General features: G+C 62.6%; 15 protein-coding genes and 1 pseudogene. 8 read left to right on the forward strand and 8 right to left on the reverse strand.

The window, feature by feature from the left end:
- Nucleotides 1–43: 43 nt before the first annotated feature.
- On the reverse strand, nucleotides 44–469 hold the full coding sequence (locus MHI61_RS21860; protein ID WP_010032703.1) for an Hsp20 family protein: 426 nt from the start codon (nucleotides 467–469) through the stop codon (nucleotides 44–46).
- A 293-nt stretch (nucleotides 470–762) separates the two neighbouring features.
- Between MHI61_RS21860 and MHI61_RS21865 the strand changes: the two genes are divergently transcribed.
- Complete coding sequence (locus MHI61_RS21865; RefSeq protein WP_239790497.1) at nucleotides 763–1,707, forward strand: nucleoside hydrolase; 945 nt, start codon at nucleotides 763–765, stop codon at nucleotides 1,705–1,707.
- A 44-nt stretch (nucleotides 1,708–1,751) separates the two neighbouring features.
- On the opposite strand, the gene grpE is transcribed toward MHI61_RS21865, so the two are convergent.
- Both grpE and hrcA read right to left on the reverse strand, forming a co-directional pair.
- A complete protein-coding gene (gene grpE, locus MHI61_RS21870; RefSeq protein ID WP_222141320.1) occupies nucleotides 1,752–2,384 on the reverse strand; it encodes a nucleotide exchange factor GrpE in 633 nt (210 codons plus the stop codon).
- Between the two features lie 110 nt (nucleotides 2,385–2,494).
- The gene (gene hrcA / locus MHI61_RS21875) at nucleotides 2,495–3,583 is read right to left on the reverse strand and encodes a heat-inducible transcriptional repressor HrcA (protein WP_222141321.1); all 1,089 of its coding nucleotides are present in this window, start codon (nucleotides 3,581–3,583) and stop codon (nucleotides 2,495–2,497) included.
- A 126-nt stretch (nucleotides 3,584–3,709) separates the two neighbouring features.
- Between hrcA and rph the strand changes: the two genes are divergently transcribed.
- Genes rph through hemW form a run of 4 tightly spaced genes read left to right on the forward strand, consistent with a single transcriptional unit; the run spans nucleotide 3,710 to nucleotide 6,708 of the window.
- Nucleotides 3,710–4,429, forward strand: coding sequence for a ribonuclease PH (gene rph, locus MHI61_RS21880; RefSeq protein ID WP_010024267.1), 720 nt, complete (start codon nucleotides 3,710–3,712; stop codon nucleotides 4,427–4,429).
- On the forward strand, nucleotides 4,426–4,851 hold the full coding sequence (locus MHI61_RS21885; RefSeq protein ID WP_239790498.1) for a VOC family protein: 426 nt from the start codon (nucleotides 4,426–4,428) through the stop codon (nucleotides 4,849–4,851). Before rph ends, MHI61_RS21885 begins: the two co-directional genes overlap by 4 nt.
- Nucleotides 4,852–5,496 (forward strand): RdgB/HAM1 family non-canonical purine NTP pyrophosphatase, encoded by a 645-nt coding sequence (rdgB, locus tag MHI61_RS21890; protein ID WP_239790499.1) that lies wholly within the window; start codon nucleotides 4,852–4,854, stop codon nucleotides 5,494–5,496.
- Between the two features lie 9 nt (nucleotides 5,497–5,505).
- Nucleotides 5,506–6,708 (forward strand): radical SAM family heme chaperone HemW, encoded by a 1,203-nt coding sequence (hemW, locus tag MHI61_RS21895; RefSeq protein ID WP_239790500.1) that lies wholly within the window; start codon nucleotides 5,506–5,508, stop codon nucleotides 6,706–6,708.
- 134 nt (nucleotides 6,709–6,842) lie between these two features.
- Here the strand turns inward: hemW and MHI61_RS21900 are convergent, their stop codons facing one another.
- The 5 genes from MHI61_RS21900 to mutM form a co-directional block, all read right to left on the reverse strand.
- Entirely contained in the window at nucleotides 6,843–7,955 is a 1,113-nt protein-coding gene (locus tag MHI61_RS21900; protein ID WP_239790501.1) for a saccharopine dehydrogenase C-terminal domain-containing protein, read from the reverse strand.
- Between the two features lie 163 nt (nucleotides 7,956–8,118).
- On the reverse strand, nucleotides 8,119–9,669 hold the full coding sequence (gene dnaA / locus MHI61_RS21905) for a chromosomal replication initiator protein DnaA (RefSeq protein ID WP_064681689.1): 1,551 nt from the start codon (nucleotides 9,667–9,669) through the stop codon (nucleotides 8,119–8,121).
- An 839-nt stretch (nucleotides 9,670–10,508) separates the two neighbouring features.
- A complete protein-coding gene (gene rpsT, locus MHI61_RS21910) occupies nucleotides 10,509–10,787 on the reverse strand; it encodes a 30S ribosomal protein S20 (RefSeq protein ID WP_064693542.1) in 279 nt (92 codons plus the stop codon).
- 191 nt (nucleotides 10,788–10,978) lie between these two features.
- Nucleotides 10,979–11,752 (reverse strand): enoyl-CoA hydratase, encoded by a 774-nt coding sequence (locus MHI61_RS21915; protein ID WP_239790502.1) that lies wholly within the window; start codon nucleotides 11,750–11,752, stop codon nucleotides 10,979–10,981.
- A 20-nt stretch (nucleotides 11,753–11,772) separates the two neighbouring features.
- Nucleotides 11,773–12,663, reverse strand: a complete 891-nt coding sequence (mutM, locus tag MHI61_RS21920; RefSeq protein ID WP_097606833.1) for a bifunctional DNA-formamidopyrimidine glycosylase/DNA-(apurinic or apyrimidinic site) lyase — start codon at nucleotides 12,661–12,663, stop codon at nucleotides 11,773–11,775.
- Nucleotides 12,664–12,813: 150 nt separating this feature from the next.
- Between mutM and ubiE the strand changes: the two genes are divergently transcribed.
- From ubiE to MHI61_RS21935, 3 genes and pseudogenes are all read left to right on the forward strand, one after another.
- Nucleotides 12,814–13,590 carry a bifunctional demethylmenaquinone methyltransferase/2-methoxy-6-polyprenyl-1,4-benzoquinol methylase UbiE gene (ubiE, locus tag MHI61_RS21925; protein WP_239790503.1) on the forward strand — a complete coding sequence of 259 codons (777 nt, stop codon included), beginning with the start codon at nucleotides 12,814–12,816 and terminating at the stop codon, nucleotides 13,588–13,590.
- 48 nt (nucleotides 13,591–13,638) lie between these two features.
- Nucleotides 13,639–15,214, forward strand: a pseudogene (gene ubiB, locus MHI61_RS21930) (2-polyprenylphenol 6-hydroxylase).
- Nucleotides 15,215–15,417: 203 nt separating this feature from the next.
- The gene (locus MHI61_RS21935) at nucleotides 15,418–16,986 is read left to right on the forward strand and encodes an aromatic amino acid lyase (protein ID WP_097667057.1); all 1,569 of its coding nucleotides are present in this window, start codon (nucleotides 15,418–15,420) and stop codon (nucleotides 16,984–16,986) included.
- Nucleotides 16,987–17,111 lie beyond the last annotated feature (125 nt).

Below are 17,111 nucleotides of genomic sequence, written 5' to 3' on the forward strand. Positions count from 1 at the left end.
GTTCCTCCGGAAGAAGGGACCAACGGTTCGACAAACCGTTGTGCTACTGTGAAACCGAAATGTTAATTTTCTTGACCATGCGCGCGGGTTCCGGACGAATTAGATCGACGGAGAGCAGGCCGTTCTTCAGGCCGGCGCCGAGCACCTGCATGCCGTCGGCAAGCACGAAGGTGCGTTGGAACTGGCGGGCGGCGATACCGCGATAGAGATAATCCCGCTCGCCCTGCTCCACCTGGCGGCCGCGGATCACAAGCTGGTTCTCCTCGGTGGAGACGTCGAGTTCTTCCTCGCTGAAGCCGGCCACCGCAAGGGTGATGCGCAGACGTTCCGGCGCGCCGCTGTCGGCGGCGATGCGTTCGATATTGTAGGGCGGATATCCGTCGCTCGCCTTGGAAATGCGCTCCAGTGTCTTTTCCATGGCATCGAAGCCCAGAAGCAGCGGGCTGGCGAAAGGGGTAATGCGGCTCATCTCTTTTCAAGTCCTTGATGCAAGCGACCATCCCGGACCTCAAGCGCAGCATCCGGATGCCGCTAATATGGGGACAGGACCCCGGCGCTGCAAGGCACAGGCGGCCTGCCGGCGACACCGCCCCGATTTTAAGCCCTCTCAAGTTTAAGATGGCCGGCGGCCGCCTGCTTGCTTGACAAAGCGCCCCTCGCCTCGCATCAAAACATGCCCGTGCGAATGTGCTGATTTGTGACGGGAAATGAAGAAGTGGTGCATGCCGCAGCAACCGGCATGGCGAGGACGGGACGGTCGCAATGGCAAGCGCAAGAAAAATCATCATCGACACGGATCCCGGCCAGGACGACGCTGCCGCCATCATGCTGGCCTTCGGCAGCCCCGATGAGCTGGAGGTGCTGGGGATCACGACGGTCGCCGGCAACGTGCCGCTTTCGCTGACGAGCCGCAATGCGCGCATCGTCTGCGAGCTCTGCGGCCGGCCGCAGACGAAGGTTTTCGCCGGCGCCGACAGGCCGATCGCCCGCAAGCTGGTGACGGCGGAGCACGTGCACGGCAAGACCGGCCTCGACGGCCCCGAGCTCGCCGAACCGACGATGGCGCTGCAGCCCGGCCATTCCGTCGACTTCATCATCGAGACGCTGCGCCGCGAGCCGGAAGGAACCGTGACGCTCTGCACGCTCGGGCCGCTCACCAATATCGGCATGGCCTTGCAGAAGGCGCCGGACATCGCACCCCGCATCCGCGAGCTGGTGATGATGGGCGGCGGCTTCTTCGAGGGCGGCAACATCACGCCGGCGGCCGAATTCAACATCTATGTCGATCCGGAAGCCGCCGACATCGTCTTCCGCTCGGGCGTGCCGATCGTGATGATGCCGCTCGACGTGACGCACCAGTTGCTGACCCGCAAGGACCGGGTGAAGCGCATGGCCGAGATCGGCACGGCGCCGGCAAAGGCGATGGTCGAGATGCTGGAATTCTTCGAACGCTTCGATATCGAGAAATACGGCTCCGACGGCGGGCCGCTGCACGACCCGACCGTGATCGCCTATCTCTTGAAGCCGGAGCTTTTCAAAGGCCGGGACTGCAATGTCGAGATCGAGGTCCAATCCGAACTCACCGTCGGCATGACCGTCGTCGACTGGTGGCAGGTGACGGAGCGCAAGCGCAATGCGCGGGTGATGCGCCATGTCGATGCGGACGGTTTCTTCGATCTTTTGATCGAACGCTTCGCCCGCATCTGATTTTTTTGGCTTTCCTCCTCCAACAAGAGAGAAGGAAAGCTATCTCAGGCGTCCTTCTCGTCGAAGACGGAATTGGTCTCGGCTTCGGCCGGTTTCGGGCCGCCCTTGGCGACACCGACCATGGCCGGGCGCAGCACGCGCTCGCCGATGGTAAAGCCCGCCTGCACGACCTGGACGACCGTGTTGTTCGGCACCTCTGAGTTCGGCACCTCGAACATCGCCTGATGGAAATTCGGATCGAACTTTTGGCCGACCGGCTCCAGCTTGCGCACACCATGGCGCTCAAGCGCCGACAGCATGGCACGTTCGGTCATCTCGACACCTTCGATCAGCGTGGTCAGGCCGGCATCGGCGGTGGCCTTGGCCTCCGGAGAGATGGCATCCAGCGCCCGGCGCAGATTGTCGGAGACGGCAAGCATATCGCGGGCGAAACCGGCGACGGAATAGGACTTGGCGTCCTTGACCTCGCGCTCGGTGCGGCGGCGCAGATTGTCCATCTCGGCGGCAAGGCGCAGATAGCGGTCGCGCAGCTCGCTGTTTTCGGCTTTCAAAAGCTCAAGCGGGTCTGGCTGGGCGGTCTCTTCCTGCACTGTATCGTTCTCGACGTAGGCGGCGGCGTCGGCTGCGGCATCGGCCGCAGTTGCGTCAGGTCCGTTTTTCGTCGTTTCATCGGTCATGACGGTCTCCGGTTGGTGTCTTCAGATGCGCCCGATATCGAGGTTTGACCGAAAAAAATCAAGTCTGCGTGACAAAGAAGCGAAAATTCCGCAGTTTGCGCGTTGCGGCGTCAAAGCGGATTGCGCGAAAGGCGAGAGACGAGCTGGGCGGTGTAATCCACCATCGGCACGATGCGGGAATAATTGAGCCGCGTCGGGCCGATGACGCCGACAGCGCCGACGATCCGGTCGTCCTCGTCGCGATAGGGCGCGACGATCAGCGACGAGCCGGACAGCGAGAAGAGCTTGTTTTCCGAGCCGATGAAGATGCGAACGCCGGAGCCGCTTTCGGCCAGATTGAGGATCTCGATCAGGCTGTCCTTCTTTTCGAGATCGTCGAACAACATGCGCAGCCGATCGAGATCCTCGGCGCCGCCAAGCCCTTCGAGCAGGTTGGCGCGGCCGCGAATGATCAGCTGGGCGGGCTTTCCCTCGTCCGGGCTGCCGGCCCAGACGGCGATGCCGCGCTCGACGAGATCGCGCGACAGCGCATCGAGCTCGTGGCGGACATCATCCTTGAGCCGGCTCAATTGTTTGCGCAGCTCCGGCAGGGTCTGGCCGGACATGTGCGCATTGAGGAAATTTGCCGCCTCCGTCAGTTGCGAGGAGGTGACGCCGGCCGGCAGCTCGATGATGCGGTTTTCCACCTGGTCGTGATCGCCGACGAGCACGGCGAGCGCCTTTGTCGGCTCGAGCCGGATAAACTCGACATGCTTCAGTACCGGATCGCTTTTCGAGGTGATGACGAGGCCGGCGCCGCGGGAAATGCCCGACAGCATGCGGCTTGCCTCGTTCATCATCGATTCCACCGGATTGCCGCCGCTTTCGGCCCGCACCTGGCGGTCGATATTGGCGCGCTCCTCGGCGGAGAGATCGCCGATCTGCATGAAGGCATCGACGAAGAAGCGCAGGCCGATCTGGGTCGGCAGCCGGCCGGCGCTGACATGCGGTGAATAGATCAGGCCGAGCTCTTCGAGATCGCTCATGACGTTGCGCACCGAGGCCGGCGACAGCGACATCGGCAGGAGGCGTGACAGATTGCGCGAGCCGAGCGGTTCGCCGCTTTCCAGATACCCTTCGACGATGCGGCGAAAGATTTCCCGGGAGCGCTCGTCCAGCACGGCAACGGCATCCGAAACCGACGTCGACCTGGTGCCCATGAACCTCTCGAACCCAAACTGATGATGCTTCCCGAAAATATAGTCAAACTCGCCCGCGTGGCAAAAGGGAATTTGCAAATAGGCGCCGCCAATCGTAGAAGCGGTCAGCAACTCCAGGAGATAAGAATGCGGCCTTCAGGCAGAAAAACCGACCAGATGCGCAAGGTCTCATTCGAGCGCAACTTTTCCAAGCATGCGGAAGGCTCCTGCCTGGTGAAGTTCGGCGATACGCATGTGCTTTGCACCGCAAGCCTCGAGGACAAGACGCCGCCGTGGCTGCGCAATACCGGCAAGGGCTGGGTGACGGCCGAATACGGCATGCTGCCGCGAGCAACCGGCGAACGCATGAAACGCGAGGCCGCCGCCGGCAAGCAGGGCGGCCGCACCCAGGAAATCCAGCGGCTGATCGGCCGGTCGCTGCGCGCCGTCGTCGATCTGCAGGCGCTCGGCGAACGGCAGATCACCCTCGATTGCGATGTCATCCAGGCCGATGGCGGCACGCGGACCGCGTCGATCACCGGCGGCTGGATTGCGCTTTACGATTGCCTGAAATGGATGGAAAGCCGCAACATGATCAAGGTCGACCGGGTCCTGAAGGATCATGTCGCGGCCATCTCCTGCGGCGTCTTCGCCAGCCAGGCGGTGATCGACCTCGACTACCTCGAGGATTCCTCGGCCGAGACCGACGCCAATTTCGTCATGACCGGCGCCGGCGGCATCGTCGAGATCCAGGGCACGGCCGAAGGCACGCCGTTTACCGAAGAGGAATTCACCTCGCTGATGGGTCTTGCCAAGAACGGCATCGGCGAACTCGTCGCCCTGCAGAAACAGGCGATTGCGGGATGAACCCCATGCTGGAAGGCATGCTGGAAACGGCGCTCTATGCGCGGGATCTCGATGCGGCCGAGGTCTTCTACGAAGACGTTCTCGGACTTGAAAAGATCACCCGTGCGGCCAACCGGCATGTCTTCTTCCGCTGCGGCCCCGGCGTGCTGCTGATCTTCAACCCCGAGGAAACGGTAAAGCCGCCGGCGCCAAATGCCCTGCAGGTGCCGCCGCACGGCACGAGCGGCGAGGGCCATGCCTGCTTCCGGGTCTCCGGCCGCAATATCGATGCGATGGCCGAACGGCTGAAAGCGGCAGGGGTGGCGATCGAATCCGAGGTGCATTGGCCGAACGGCGGCCGCTCGATCTATTTCCGCGATCCGGCCGGCAACAGCCTGGAATGCGCGGAGGCCAAAATCTGGGGCATCGAACAGGATATCTGAATGCGCAAGCTTGAAACGAAGACCATCGTCGTCGCCAGCCACAATGCCGGCAAGATCCGCGAGATCCAGGAACTGATCGGACCGCTCGGCTTCACCGCCAAATCGGCGGCCGAGCTGAATTTCGTCGAGCCCGACGAGACCGGCACCAGCTTCGAGGAAAATGCGACGATCAAGGCGGTCGCCTCGGCCAATGCCGCCGGCATGCCGGCGCTGTCGGACGATTCCGGCCTGGTGGTCGACGCGCTCGGCGGCGATCCCGGCGTCTACACCGCCAATTGGGCGGAAAGAGCCGACGGCACGCGCGATTTCGACATGGCGATGGCGAAGGTGGAAAAGGCGCTGCAGGATGCAGGCGCGACGATGCCTGAACAGCGCACCGCGCGTTTCGTCAGCGTGCTCTGCCTCGCCTGGCCGGACGGGCATACCGAACTCTTCCGCGGCGAAGTGGAAGGCAATGTCGTCTGGCCGCCGCGCGGCACGCAGGGCTTCGGCTACGATCCGGTCTTCCAGCCGGAGGGTTACGGCGTTACCTTCGGCGAAATGAGCGGCGAGGAAAAACACGGCTGGAATATCGGCAAGCCGCAGGCGCTGTCGCACCGGGCGCGCGCCTTCAAACTCTTCGTCGAAAACTGCCTGGAGGCATAAGGTTACCACGTGGACAATTTCGATACGCCAGGCTCCTCGCGCGATGCGGCGCTGCTGCCCGATACCGGCGAGCCCGGCTTCGGCGTCTATGTCCATTGGCCCTTCTGCGCGGCGAAGTGTCCCTATTGCGACTTCAACAGCCATGTGCGCCACCAGCCAGTGGATCAGGAGCGCTTTGCCGCCGCCTTCCTGAAGGAGACGGCGGCGGTTCGGGCGATGAGCGGGCCGAAGACGGTGACGAGCATCTTCCTCGGCGGCGGCACGCCCTCGCTGATGCAGCCGGAAACGGTTGCCGCCATTCTCGACGGCATTGCCCGGCACTGGCATGTGCCTGATGGTGTCGAGATCACCATGGAGGCCAATCCTTCGAGCGTCGAGGCCGAGCGCTTCCGCGGCTACCGAGCGGCCGGCGTCAATCGCGTCTCGCTCGGCGTGCAGGCGCTGAACGACCGCGACCTGAAATTTCTCGGCCGGCTGCATGACGTCGCCGAAGCGCTGAAGGCGATCCGGCTCGCGCGCGACATTTTCCCGCGCATGTCCTTCGATCTCATCTATGCCCGGCCGGACCAGACGGTCGAGGACTGGGAAAGGGAGCTGAAGCAGGCGATCGCCTATGCGGTCGATCATCTTTCGCTCTACCAGCTGACCATCGAGGAAGGCACGCCCTTCTACGGCCTGCACAAGGCAGGCAAGCTGATCGTGCCGGATGGCGAGCAATCGGCCGTGCTCTATGAGGCGACGCAGGAGATCACCGCGCGCGAGGGCATGCCCGCCTATGAGGTTTCCAACCACGCCCGGCCGGGTGCGGAAAGCCGGCACAATCTGACTTACTGGCGTTACGGCGATTATGCCGGCATCGGGCCGGGCGCGCACGGCCGGCTGACGCGCGGCCGCGAAAAAATCGCGACGGCGACCGAGCGCAAGCCGGAAGCCTGGCTCGACATGGTCGAGCGCGACGGCCACGGCATTCTCGACGAAGAGCGGTTGGGTTATGAGGAACAGTCCGACGAATTGCTGCTGATGGGGCTGCGGCTCCGGGAAGGTGTCGATCTCGCCCGTTGGCAGCAGCTTTCCGGCCGCGAGCTCGATCCGAAGCGGGAAGAGTTTCTGCTCGAACATAAATTCATCGAGCGGATCGGCAATTCACGGCTGCGCTGCACACCGGCGGGCATGCTGATCCTTGATTCCGTCGTCGCCGACCTCGCCTGCTGATATCAGACAACGGATTGTTGCCAGCGCGGCGATGACCTTACCGCCGCGCCGGAAATCCATTTTCACCTGTGCTACTGCATAATTCCTTAAATCGAAATCGATTTAAGGATAAAATTATGCAGCAATTCAAAGTGCTACAGCGTCCTTTGCGCGTCTGAAGAGACGCGCGGCGCTGTAGTGGCGCCCGCCTTGAACAGGCTGCCGGTCGGCGTCTTCAGGAACATCTCCAGCGGAATATGCTCCTGATGCAGGAAGCCGGTCGCCGGCAGCAGCCCGTCACGGACCATCTCGATAACGGCGACGACGGAGGCCGACGTCGTCCAGGCGATCGCCGTGCGGCGCGCGCCGGCAATCTCGATCGGATAATAGGCGCGCACGAATTCCTTGCGGCGCAGGCTGCCATTCTCCGTCCCCTCGGCGGCGACGTGGACGTAGACGACGTCGTCTTCGACGGGCGGCTTGGCATTGGTCAGGATCTCGCCGGCGAGTGCGCGCTTGTCGCGCATCAGAAGCTCATGGAAGAAGAAGTTCATCAGCTCCATATGGCCGGGGTAACGCATGGTCTTGTAGTCGAGATTGTCGATCTTGCCGAGCATGGTGTCGCACATCGTGCCGAGACCGCCCGAGGTGGTGAAGGCTTCGAGCTTGACGCCGCCGACATAGATGGTCTCGTGCCATTCCATCGGCGAGACCAGCTTGCGCACACCGCCCTCGATGACCTCGCAATCGTTCAGATATTCGTTGACGACGCCCTCCGGCGACCAGTTGAAGGCATAGCCGAGAAGGCCGGTCGGATGCTGCGGCAGGGCGCCGACGCGCATGCGGATCGAGCGGCAGCGCTCGAAGCCGTCGGCAAGGCTTGCCCCGACAATGCCGACGAAACCCGGCGCCAGGCCGCATTGCGGCGCCATCAGGCCGCGGGCCGTCTTCGACAGTTCGATGATGAAATTGGTTGTGGGAACGTCTTCGGTCAGATCGAAATAATGGATGCCGGCAAGATGGGCGGCGCGGGCCAGTTCGATGTTCAGATGGTAAGGAAGGCAGGAGAGCACCGCCTCGACGGTGGAGAGCAGTTCGCCAATCACCTGAGCGTCGGAAATATCGCCGGTGCGGCACTTGAACGGCAGATCGCCCAGCGGCAATTGCGCATCGATGCCGATCACCTCGAAGCCGCCTTCATGCAACAGCGTCGCCGCCAGCCGTCCGACCTTGCCCAGGCCGAGAACGGCAATCTTTTTGAAACTCATGCATATCCTCCCACGCGCCCGCTTCGGCGCTTTCATTTTTGTCCGATGCGCGCCGCTCCAAATCGGACGTGCACGGGATGGCCGGAGGTATAGAATAAAAAGCTTATAAAGGAAAACGGCCGGAATCGCTCCCGGCCGTCGAATGTCCTCGAAAATCCACCACTTATTCGTTGATCAGCCGCTTCAGCAGCTCGATTTCATGCGAAAGCTTGGTGTCTCCCGATATCAGCTCCTCGATCTTGCGCACGGCGTGCAGCACGGTCGTGTGATCACGCCCGCCGAAACGGCGGCCGATCTCGGGGAAGGAGCGCGGCGTCAGCGTCTTGGACAGATACATGGCAATCTGGCGCGGCTTGACGATGACGCGGGTGCGGCGATTGGAGACCAGTTCCTGGCGCGAGACATTGTAGTGCCTGGCGACGATGCGCTGGATATCCTCGATGCGCACACGGCGCGGCTCGCCGGAGCCGACGAGATGGGCGAGCAGTTCGTCGACGCGCTCGATCGACAGGTTCGGCTCGAAGGAGCGGCGGAAGATCAGCTGGTTGAAGGCGCCTTCGAGTTCGCGGCCGCTGGCCGTGATGTTGCGGGCGACGTGCTGGAGCAGGTCGGCCGGAATTTCGAGCGACGGATCCTCCAGGCGGGCGGCCGCAAGGCGGCGCTTGAGGATTTCGAGACGCATTTCGTAATCCGGCGCATCGAGTTCGATCGCCACACCGCCCTGCAGGCGCGAGCGGACGCGGGGATCGAGCGATTCCAGCTCCCAGGGCGCGCGGTCGGCGGCCACGACCACCTGCTTGGCGCTGTCGAGCAGCATGTTGAGGAGATGGCAGAATTCGTGCTGGATCATCTTGCCCTGCAGGAACTGCATGTCGTCGATGATCAAGAGGTCGATGTTGCGCAGCGAATCCTTCAGCGTCAGCGCGTCGTTGTCGCGGATCGCGGTGGCGAAGCGCCACATGAAATATTCCGCCGTCAGATAGACGACGCGCAGAGCCCGCGGGTTCTGCACCGCCGCATTGGCGATCGCCTGCAGCAGGTGGGTCTTGCCGAGCCCGACCGTCGAATGGACGAAGAGCGGATTGAAGCGCACGGCGCCGGAACCGGCCTCAGCAATCGTCTTGGCAGCCGCAAGCGCGACGCGGTTGGAGCTGCCTTCCACGAAGGTTTCGAAGGTGAAACGGCTATCGAGCGGCGAACCGAAGAGCGGCGAACCAAAGCTCGCCGGCCTTGCGGCGGCAACAGCCGAAACCGCCTGCTGGACGGCCTGGCCGGCCGGCTGGGCGCTTGGCTGGCGGCGCATCTGCGCGGGAGCAGCCGGCTCGGGCTGGACCACCTCGTCGGCGGCCTTCATGCCGCTGCGCGTCGCCGTGCGCACCAGGATTTCGATCTTCAAGATTTCCGGATCTTCGGCCTGGAACAGACCGGTGATGAGATCGAGATAACGATTGTTGATCCACGACTTCAGGAAGGTCGTGGGAACCGACAGGCGAACGACGCTCTTCGATACCGAATGCAGCTTCAACCTGGCAAACCAGCTGGCATAGACATCAGGGCCGACCTGGGCCTTCAAGCGCGCGCTGACGCGCTCGAACAAAATGCTCTGCTTCATTTCCGCCTTTGCTTCCCCCATTTCCAGGCGAATGGAGCCGAACGCCTGCGGTGCCGCATCCCCGTTGTCGTGCCCGCCTGCCGTCATCGTATTCATCTGCATAATGCCGCCTTTCAATTCCACCGGGCGGCCCCCGCTAAAACAGCCGTCCGAGCATTCCCCGCCTTTGACGGGCTGGCGGCATCCTCATGAAGCCACTCGCCTGCCGGTTCACTCAAACATGGCGCAGAACACCGGTGCAGGTACCGCGTTCATGCGGCAACCTTCATCGGCTTCCGTGCCAGGCTGGCGGTCGATCCTCGTTTTCGGCCGACCAGCCCGAACGCAATATTACTATCCCTATCCGGCAGCTCACGTTAAACGTGTGGTTGCCATAGGCACAAAACATCCCTGCCCCGTAACAGCCACGTTACGGCTCAAATCCGTCGAGTGCTTGAAAAAACGGAAGCGCAAGGCTCCGTAACAAATGGCACAAACTTATCGCCCTGCCGACGTGGCAGTTAAGACCGAGCCTCTGCAGGTGATGTCCGCGCCCTTTGTTGGAAGCCATTTAGGCAGGATCAAATGGCAAGATCAACGATGAATTTTACGCAAAATTAAGATGCGGCCATTGACTCCGTCCGCCCTTTTCGGGCGTCACACCAGCGTCAAAAAAGAATCGCTTTTGAATCAAGGAGATTCCCCGTTCGGGCTATTTTGACACGCAATGAAAGAAAAAAAATAAAAATCTTCTTGACTCGCCCAGGGTCCCCGGAGCGCAGGCCAGAGTCGCCCAGCGCGAAAGCATCCTTGCGCAAGCCATTGTTTTTTAAGGACTTTTCCTGTCATGGCGTTGACACGAAACAGTCGTGCGATTAACCATGAAGACGCCGATCAGCTGAATCGAAAAAGCCCGGTAAAATTACCGGGCTAATCATAACGAGGAGGTCGTTAACGGAAGATTACGCGGTCGCGGTGACCGAAAGAGCCTTCACACGAGCGGCCAAGCGAGAGACCTTGCGCGATGCCGTGTTGGAGTGCAGGACGCCCTTGCTGGCGGCGCGGGCAAGCTCCGGCTGAGCGGCCAGGAAAGCGGCCTTCGCCTTGTCGGCGTCACCGGATGCGATAGCCTCTTCGACCTGGCGAACGAAAGTGCGAACGCGCGAGCGACGAGCCTTATTGACGTCGGTACGGCGGGCGATCTTGCGGGTCGCTTTTTTCGCCGAAGTTGTATTGGCCATGGATGCCTCTCTCAAGAATTCGAACAAACTCCGCCATTACCGCGGGCCCTGCGGCCACAAAATCCAGCAATGCGGGAGCAATCGCGGAAAACCAGAGCGGCTTTCCGAACCGTGGGCGGGCATATAACCCTAAAGCCGGCCCACGTCAACGCAGATTTTCAAGCTTTCCAGCCGGAAGCATCGAAAAGCATTCAACGGTGCTGAAAGGCAGGTTTGCGCTTCTCGACAAAGGCCGCCATGCCTTCTTTCTGATCATCGGTGGCAAAGAGACTGTGAAACAGGCGGCGCTCGAAGCGAAGCCCTTCCTCCAGCGTCGTCTCGAAGGCACGGTTGACCGCCTCCTTGGCCATCATCACCGAGGGCTGCGAAAGGGAGGCGATCTTTTCCGCCGCGGCAAGAGCCTCGTCGAGAAGACGCTCGGGCGCCACTACACGCGAAACGAGTCCCGATCGTTCGGCTTCCGCCGCATCCATCATCCGGCCTGTCAGGACAAGATCCATCGCCTTCGCCTTGCCGACGGCGCGCGTCAGCCGTTGCGAGCCGCCCATGCCGGGGATGACGCCGAGGGTGATTTCCGGCTGGCCGAACTTCGCCGTCTCCGAGGCGATGATGAAATCGCACATCATGGCAAGCTCGCAGCCGCCGCCGAGGGCAAAGCCGCTGACTGCGGCGATGACCGGCTTGCGCGCCTTGGCGATGTCATCCCAGCCGCTGATGAAATCACTCTTATAGATGTCGGCGAACTGGAGCGACTGCATCTCCTTGATGTCGGCGCCGGCGGCAAAGGCGCGTTCGGAGCCGGTGATGACGATGGCGCCGATCGCCTCGTCGGCATGGAAGCCGGCGTAGGCTGCCTTCAGCTCCCTCAGGACGGTGGAATTCAATGCATTCAGCGCCTGCGGTCGGTTCAGCGTGACGAGGCCGACATTGCCTCGGGTTTCGACGATCAGGGTCTCGTAAGCCATGCTGGTCTCCCGGTTCTCTCTTATTTCTGGCAGGCGGCGCAATAGAAGGTGGAGCGCCCCGCCTGGACGATACGGGCGACCGTACCGCCGCAGCCGGGCGTGCCGCAAGCCTGACCTTCGCGATCATAGACGGAGAAGGAATGCTGGAAATAGCCGAGCGATCCGTCCGTCTGGATATGGTCGCGCAGCGACGATCCGCCGGCGGCGATCGCATCGGCGATGACGTCGCGGATCGAGGCGACGAGCAGGCCGAGCTTTTCCTTCGGCTTGCCGCCCGGCGTCACCAGCGTGCCGGCGGCGCGAATCGGCGAAAGATGCGAACGCCACAGCGCCTCGCAGACATATATATTGCCGAGACCGGCGATGTTCTTCTGGTCGAGAAGCGCGCTCTTCAAGGGCTGCGCCTTGTCGCGGAAACGGTCGGCGAGATAGGCGGCGCCGAGATCGTTTCCCGTCGGCTCCGGGCCTAGATCGCGGAAGAAAGGGTGGGCGGCAAGATCGGCACGTCTTACCATATCCATGAAGCCGAAACGGCGCGGGTCGTTATAGACGACGCGGCGCGGGCCGCCGGCGCCCTCGAGATGAAAGACGACGTGATCGTGCTTCTCGTCCTTGGTGCGGGCATGGTGGAATTCGCCCGGCATCGCCGAGGCCGCACCTTCCTCGATACGGAAGGAACCGGACATGCCGAGATGGGAAATCAGCGTATTGCCGTCGTCGAGATCGACCAGCAGATATTTGGCGCGGCGGCCAAGCCCGATAATGGTGCGGCCGGAAACCCTGTCCGCCAAGGCATCGGGAAAGGGGAAGCGCAGATCCCTGCGGCGCAGCTCCAGCCTTGCGACGCGAGCCCCCTCCATCGCCGGCGCCAGCCCGCGTTTGACCGTTTCGACTTCTGGCAATTCCGGCATCTTAACCCATCTATATCGAACGTGTTTCAACCGAGGACGATGTGCGCTATAGCGCCAGTGAGCCGCGGAGAGCGCGGCCCAGTGATAACGTCGCGCGCGGTCTTTCGCTATGGCCGCCGTGTCCGAATCTTGAAGGAACGGAGCAGCCTGATGTCAGAAAGCCGCACTTCCGCCGATGGCGGCATGGAGACCTCCTACGGCTTTCGCGAAGTGCCCGGCGGCGAGAAGCAGGGCATGGTCAACCAGGTGTTCCACAAGGTCGCCAAACGCTACGACATCATGAACGATGTCATGTCGATGGGCATGCACCGGGTCTGGAAGGATGCGATGATCGCCGCGCTCAATCCGCGCAAGGAGCCGGGCTACAAGGTGCTCGACGTTGCCGGCGGCACCGGCGACATCGCCTTCCGCATCGTCGAGGCTTCGGGCCGGCAGGCGCATGCGACCGTGCTCGACATCAACGGCTCGATGCTCGGCGTCGGCGCCGAGCGGGCGGAAAAGAAGAAGCTTTCCGGCAATCTCACCTTCGTCGAGGCCAATGCCGAGGAGCTGCCCTTCGAGGCCGCCAGCTTCGACGCCTATACGATCGCCTTCGGCATCCGCAACGTGCCGCGGATCGATGTTGCGCTGGCTGAGGCCTATCGCGTGCTGAAGCGCGGCGGCCGGCTGCTGGTGCTCGAATTTTCCGAAGTCGACATGCCGCTGCTCGACAAGATCTATGACGCCTGGTCGTTCAACGCCATTCCGCAATTCGGCAAGGCGATCACCGGCGATGCCGAACCCTACCAGTATCTGGTGGAATCGATCCGCAAATTCCCGAACCAGGAGAATTTCGCGGCGATGATCCGCCAGGCCGGCTTTTCGCGCGTCAGCTACACCAATTATACCGGCGGCATCGCCGCGCTGCATTCCGGCTGGAAGCTCTGAGGGAATGAAGAAAAAAGAGACGAACCTCCGTCACCGGGGCATTCCTGCATGAGCACTTTCGGAGCCTATTTCCGCCTTTGGCGCGTCGGCTGGGTGCTGGTGCGTGAGGGCGTCGTCTCGGCGCTTCCTTCCGAAGGCCTGCCGCCTTCGGTCGCGCTCGCCAAATCCTTCGTCACGATTTTCGAGCGAAGCAAGGCAAAGCATCAGAAGCGCAGCGACCGATTGGCGCAGGCGGTCGAGCGGCTCGGTCCTTCCTATGTGAAGATCGGGCAGTTCCTGGCGACGCGGCCGGATGTCGTCGGCGTCGAATTCGCCAACGACCTGTCGCAGCTGCAGGACCGGATGGCCTTCTTTCCCTCGGCTGCCGCAAAGGCGAATATCGAAGGCTCGCTCGGGCGGCCGATCGGCGAACTCTATGCAAGCTTCGGCGAGCCGATCGCCGCCGCCTCGATCGCCCAGGTGCACCCGGCCGAAGTCGAGACATCGCAGGGCCGCAAGAAGGTCGCCGTCAAGATCGTGCGACCCGGCGTGCGCCAGCGTTTTGCGCACGACATCGAGGCCATGTACCTCGTCGCCCATATGCAGGAGCGCTTCATGCCGTCGAGCCGGCGGTTGCGGCCGGTCGAGGTGACGAAGACGCTCGAACAGACGACGAAGGTGGAGATGGATCTTCGCCTGGAGGCGGCAGCGCTTTCGGAGATCGCCGAAAACACCGACAGCGATCCCGGCTTCCGCGTCCCGAAGGTCGACTGGGAGCGCACGGGCCGCGACGTCATCACCATGGAGTGGATCGACGGCACGAGAATGTCTGACGTCGAGGGGCTGCGCGCGGCCGGCCACGATCTCAACCTGCTCGCCGACACGCTGATCCAGTCGTTCCTGCGCCATACGCTGCGCGACGGCTTCTTCCATGCCGACATGCATCCGGGCAATCTGTTCGTCGATGCCGGTGGCATGATCGTCGCCGTCGACATGGGCATTGTCGGGCGGCTCGGCAAGAAGGAACGGCGGTTCCTCGCCGAAATCCTCTACGGCTTCATCACCCGCGATTACATTCGCGTCGCCGAGGTGCATTTCGAGGCCGGCTATGTGCCCGGCCACCACAATGTCGAGAGCTTCGCCCAGGCAATCCGGGCGATCGGCGAGCCGATCCATGGACAGCCGGCCGAGACGATCTCGATGGGCAAGCTCTTGACGCTGCTTTTCGAAGTGACCGAACTCTTCGACATGGCGACCCGGCCGGAACTGGTGATGCTGCAGAAGACCATGGTCGTCGTCGAGGGCGTGTCACGCATGCTCAACCCGCGCTTCAACATGTGGAAGGCCTCCGAGCCCGTCGTCGGCGACTGGATTCGCAACAATCTCGGGCCGAAGCGGATCGCCACCGATCTCAAGGACGGGCTGAAGGCGGCGGTCAAGCTTGCCGAAGCCGTGCCGGAAATTGCGGCGAAGACCGAAAAATTCCACCATCAGCTCCTGCATATGAGCGAGCACGGCCTGCGTTTCGACGAGGAGACGGCCGAGGCGATCGGCAAGGCCGAAGCACGGCACAACCGCTCGGCCAGAATTCGCGCTGTGGGTCATCGCATTGACGCTTCTCTATATTGCCTGGATGCTGAGCTGACCGCCTCCCGATAACATGCTGTGTTCGGCATTTAGGATATCCCATATAACGGAGGGCTCGCTTAGTCTCACCGTTAGAGCATGATGCCGAAAAGTGTGAGCGGTTTTCGGGCGACATCATGCTCTGACTCTTTAATTTAGAACAGGATTCAGATTTTCGGCCGGACCGGCCTAAAATCATCCTGTTCTAGGAGATCTGGCCCCATGCAGCACGAACGCCCCGGCATCGAACTTTCCGGACGACCGCTTGGTTTTGCCGAGATGGTGACCATCGGTGCGGGCAAGGCGGCGATTTCTGCTTCGGCAACCGGCATGGCCCGCATCGCCATCGCCCGCGAGATCGTCGAGGATGCGATTGCTTCGGGCATGCCGGTCTACGGCTCGACTACAGGTGTCGGCGCCATGAAGGATGTGGAGTGGTCGGCCGACGAACTCGACACTTTCAATCTCGGCCTGGTGCGCGCCCATCATTTCGGCACCGGCACGCCGTTTTCCTGCAATGTTGTGCGCAACGCCATGGCGATCCGCGTCAATACGGCGCTGACCGGCCAGGTCGGCTGCACGCCGGAGCTGATCGAGGCCTATATCAGGATGCTGGAGGCCGATCTCATTCCGGTCGTGCGCCGCACCGGCTCGATCGGCTGCGCCGATATCGGCCTGATGGGGCAGATCGGCGCGGTGCTGACCGGCGTCGGCGAAGCGGTCTATCGCGGCCAGCGGATGCAGGCAGCCGACGCCTTCCGGGCGGCAGGGCTGGAACCGGTGCGGATGGCGCCGCGCGACAGCCTCGCCTCGCTCAGCGTCAATGCCGTGAGCTTTGCCGCGGCGGCGGAAACGACACGCAATGCGGCGGCCTCGATCCGCGTCCTGCTGGCGACGGCGATGATGGCGGCCGGCGCGCTCGGCGCCTCCCGCGATCCCTGGAAGGCCGTCCGCCATGTCGGCACGGCGCGCGAGGCGCTGATCGGCGCCTGGCTCTGCAATGCGTCGGAGGACTGGAACTGGCCGGTCGCGACGCATGTGCAGGATCCGCTCAGCCTGCGCATGATCGCCCAGGTGTTCGGCGCCGTCATCGAAAACCTGCTGTCGACCGGCCACAAGATCCTTGCCGCCACCGGACGCTCGGACGACAATCCCGTGGTGGTGGAAGGCAGGGTGATGACCTCGGGCGGTTCGCTGCCGCTCGACGTGACCATCCTGCTCGAATCGGCGGCGCTGTGCATGGCGCATGCGGCACGCAACGCCTTCAACCGCTGCGTCATTCTCGGCAACGGCCAGCGGCGCGACCTGCCGGTCAATCTGGTGCCGCCGGGTCGGATCGCCACCGGCTTCGGGCCGATCATCAAGCTTGCCGGCGAAATCTTCTCGCGCGTCCTGTCGATGTCCGGTCCCGTTTCGGCGCAATCGCTGGTCGTGGCGGCCGGCCTGGAGGACGAAGCGGCCTTCCTGCCGCTCGTCATCGAGCGCTTCGAGCGGCAGATGCAGGCGCTGAAGCGGCTTGCGGCACTCGAGGCGCTGCTGTCGGCCCAGGCAATCGACATTCTCGGAGACGAACCGAAGGGCGTCGCCGGCATGCTTTATCAGGTCGTGCGCAAACACGCGGCTTTTTATACCGTCGACCGGCCGCTTTCGGCCGAGGTGGAGGCGATCGAGGAAGAGCTCGGATCGGACGATTTTCTGGCAAAATTGACCGAGCAGGTGCCGATCGCCTCCTTCGACGACTTCTTCGCACTCGGCTCGCCGGAACCCATCGAGGAGCGGCTGGCCAGCTGAACAGGATGATGTCAGGCCAGGGCCTGAAAATTGGGATCCTGTTCTACATTAACCAGTCGGAGCATCAATGCCGTGCGAAAGCAGCTCGCGCTTTGGCATCCTGCCCCGGCCGGCAACGGTCTGAC

Origin of the sequence: Rhizobium sp. K102 (genome assembly GCF_022385315.1) — a bacterium.
Lineage (GTDB): Bacteria > Pseudomonadota > Alphaproteobacteria > Rhizobiales > Rhizobiaceae > Rhizobium > Rhizobium croatiense.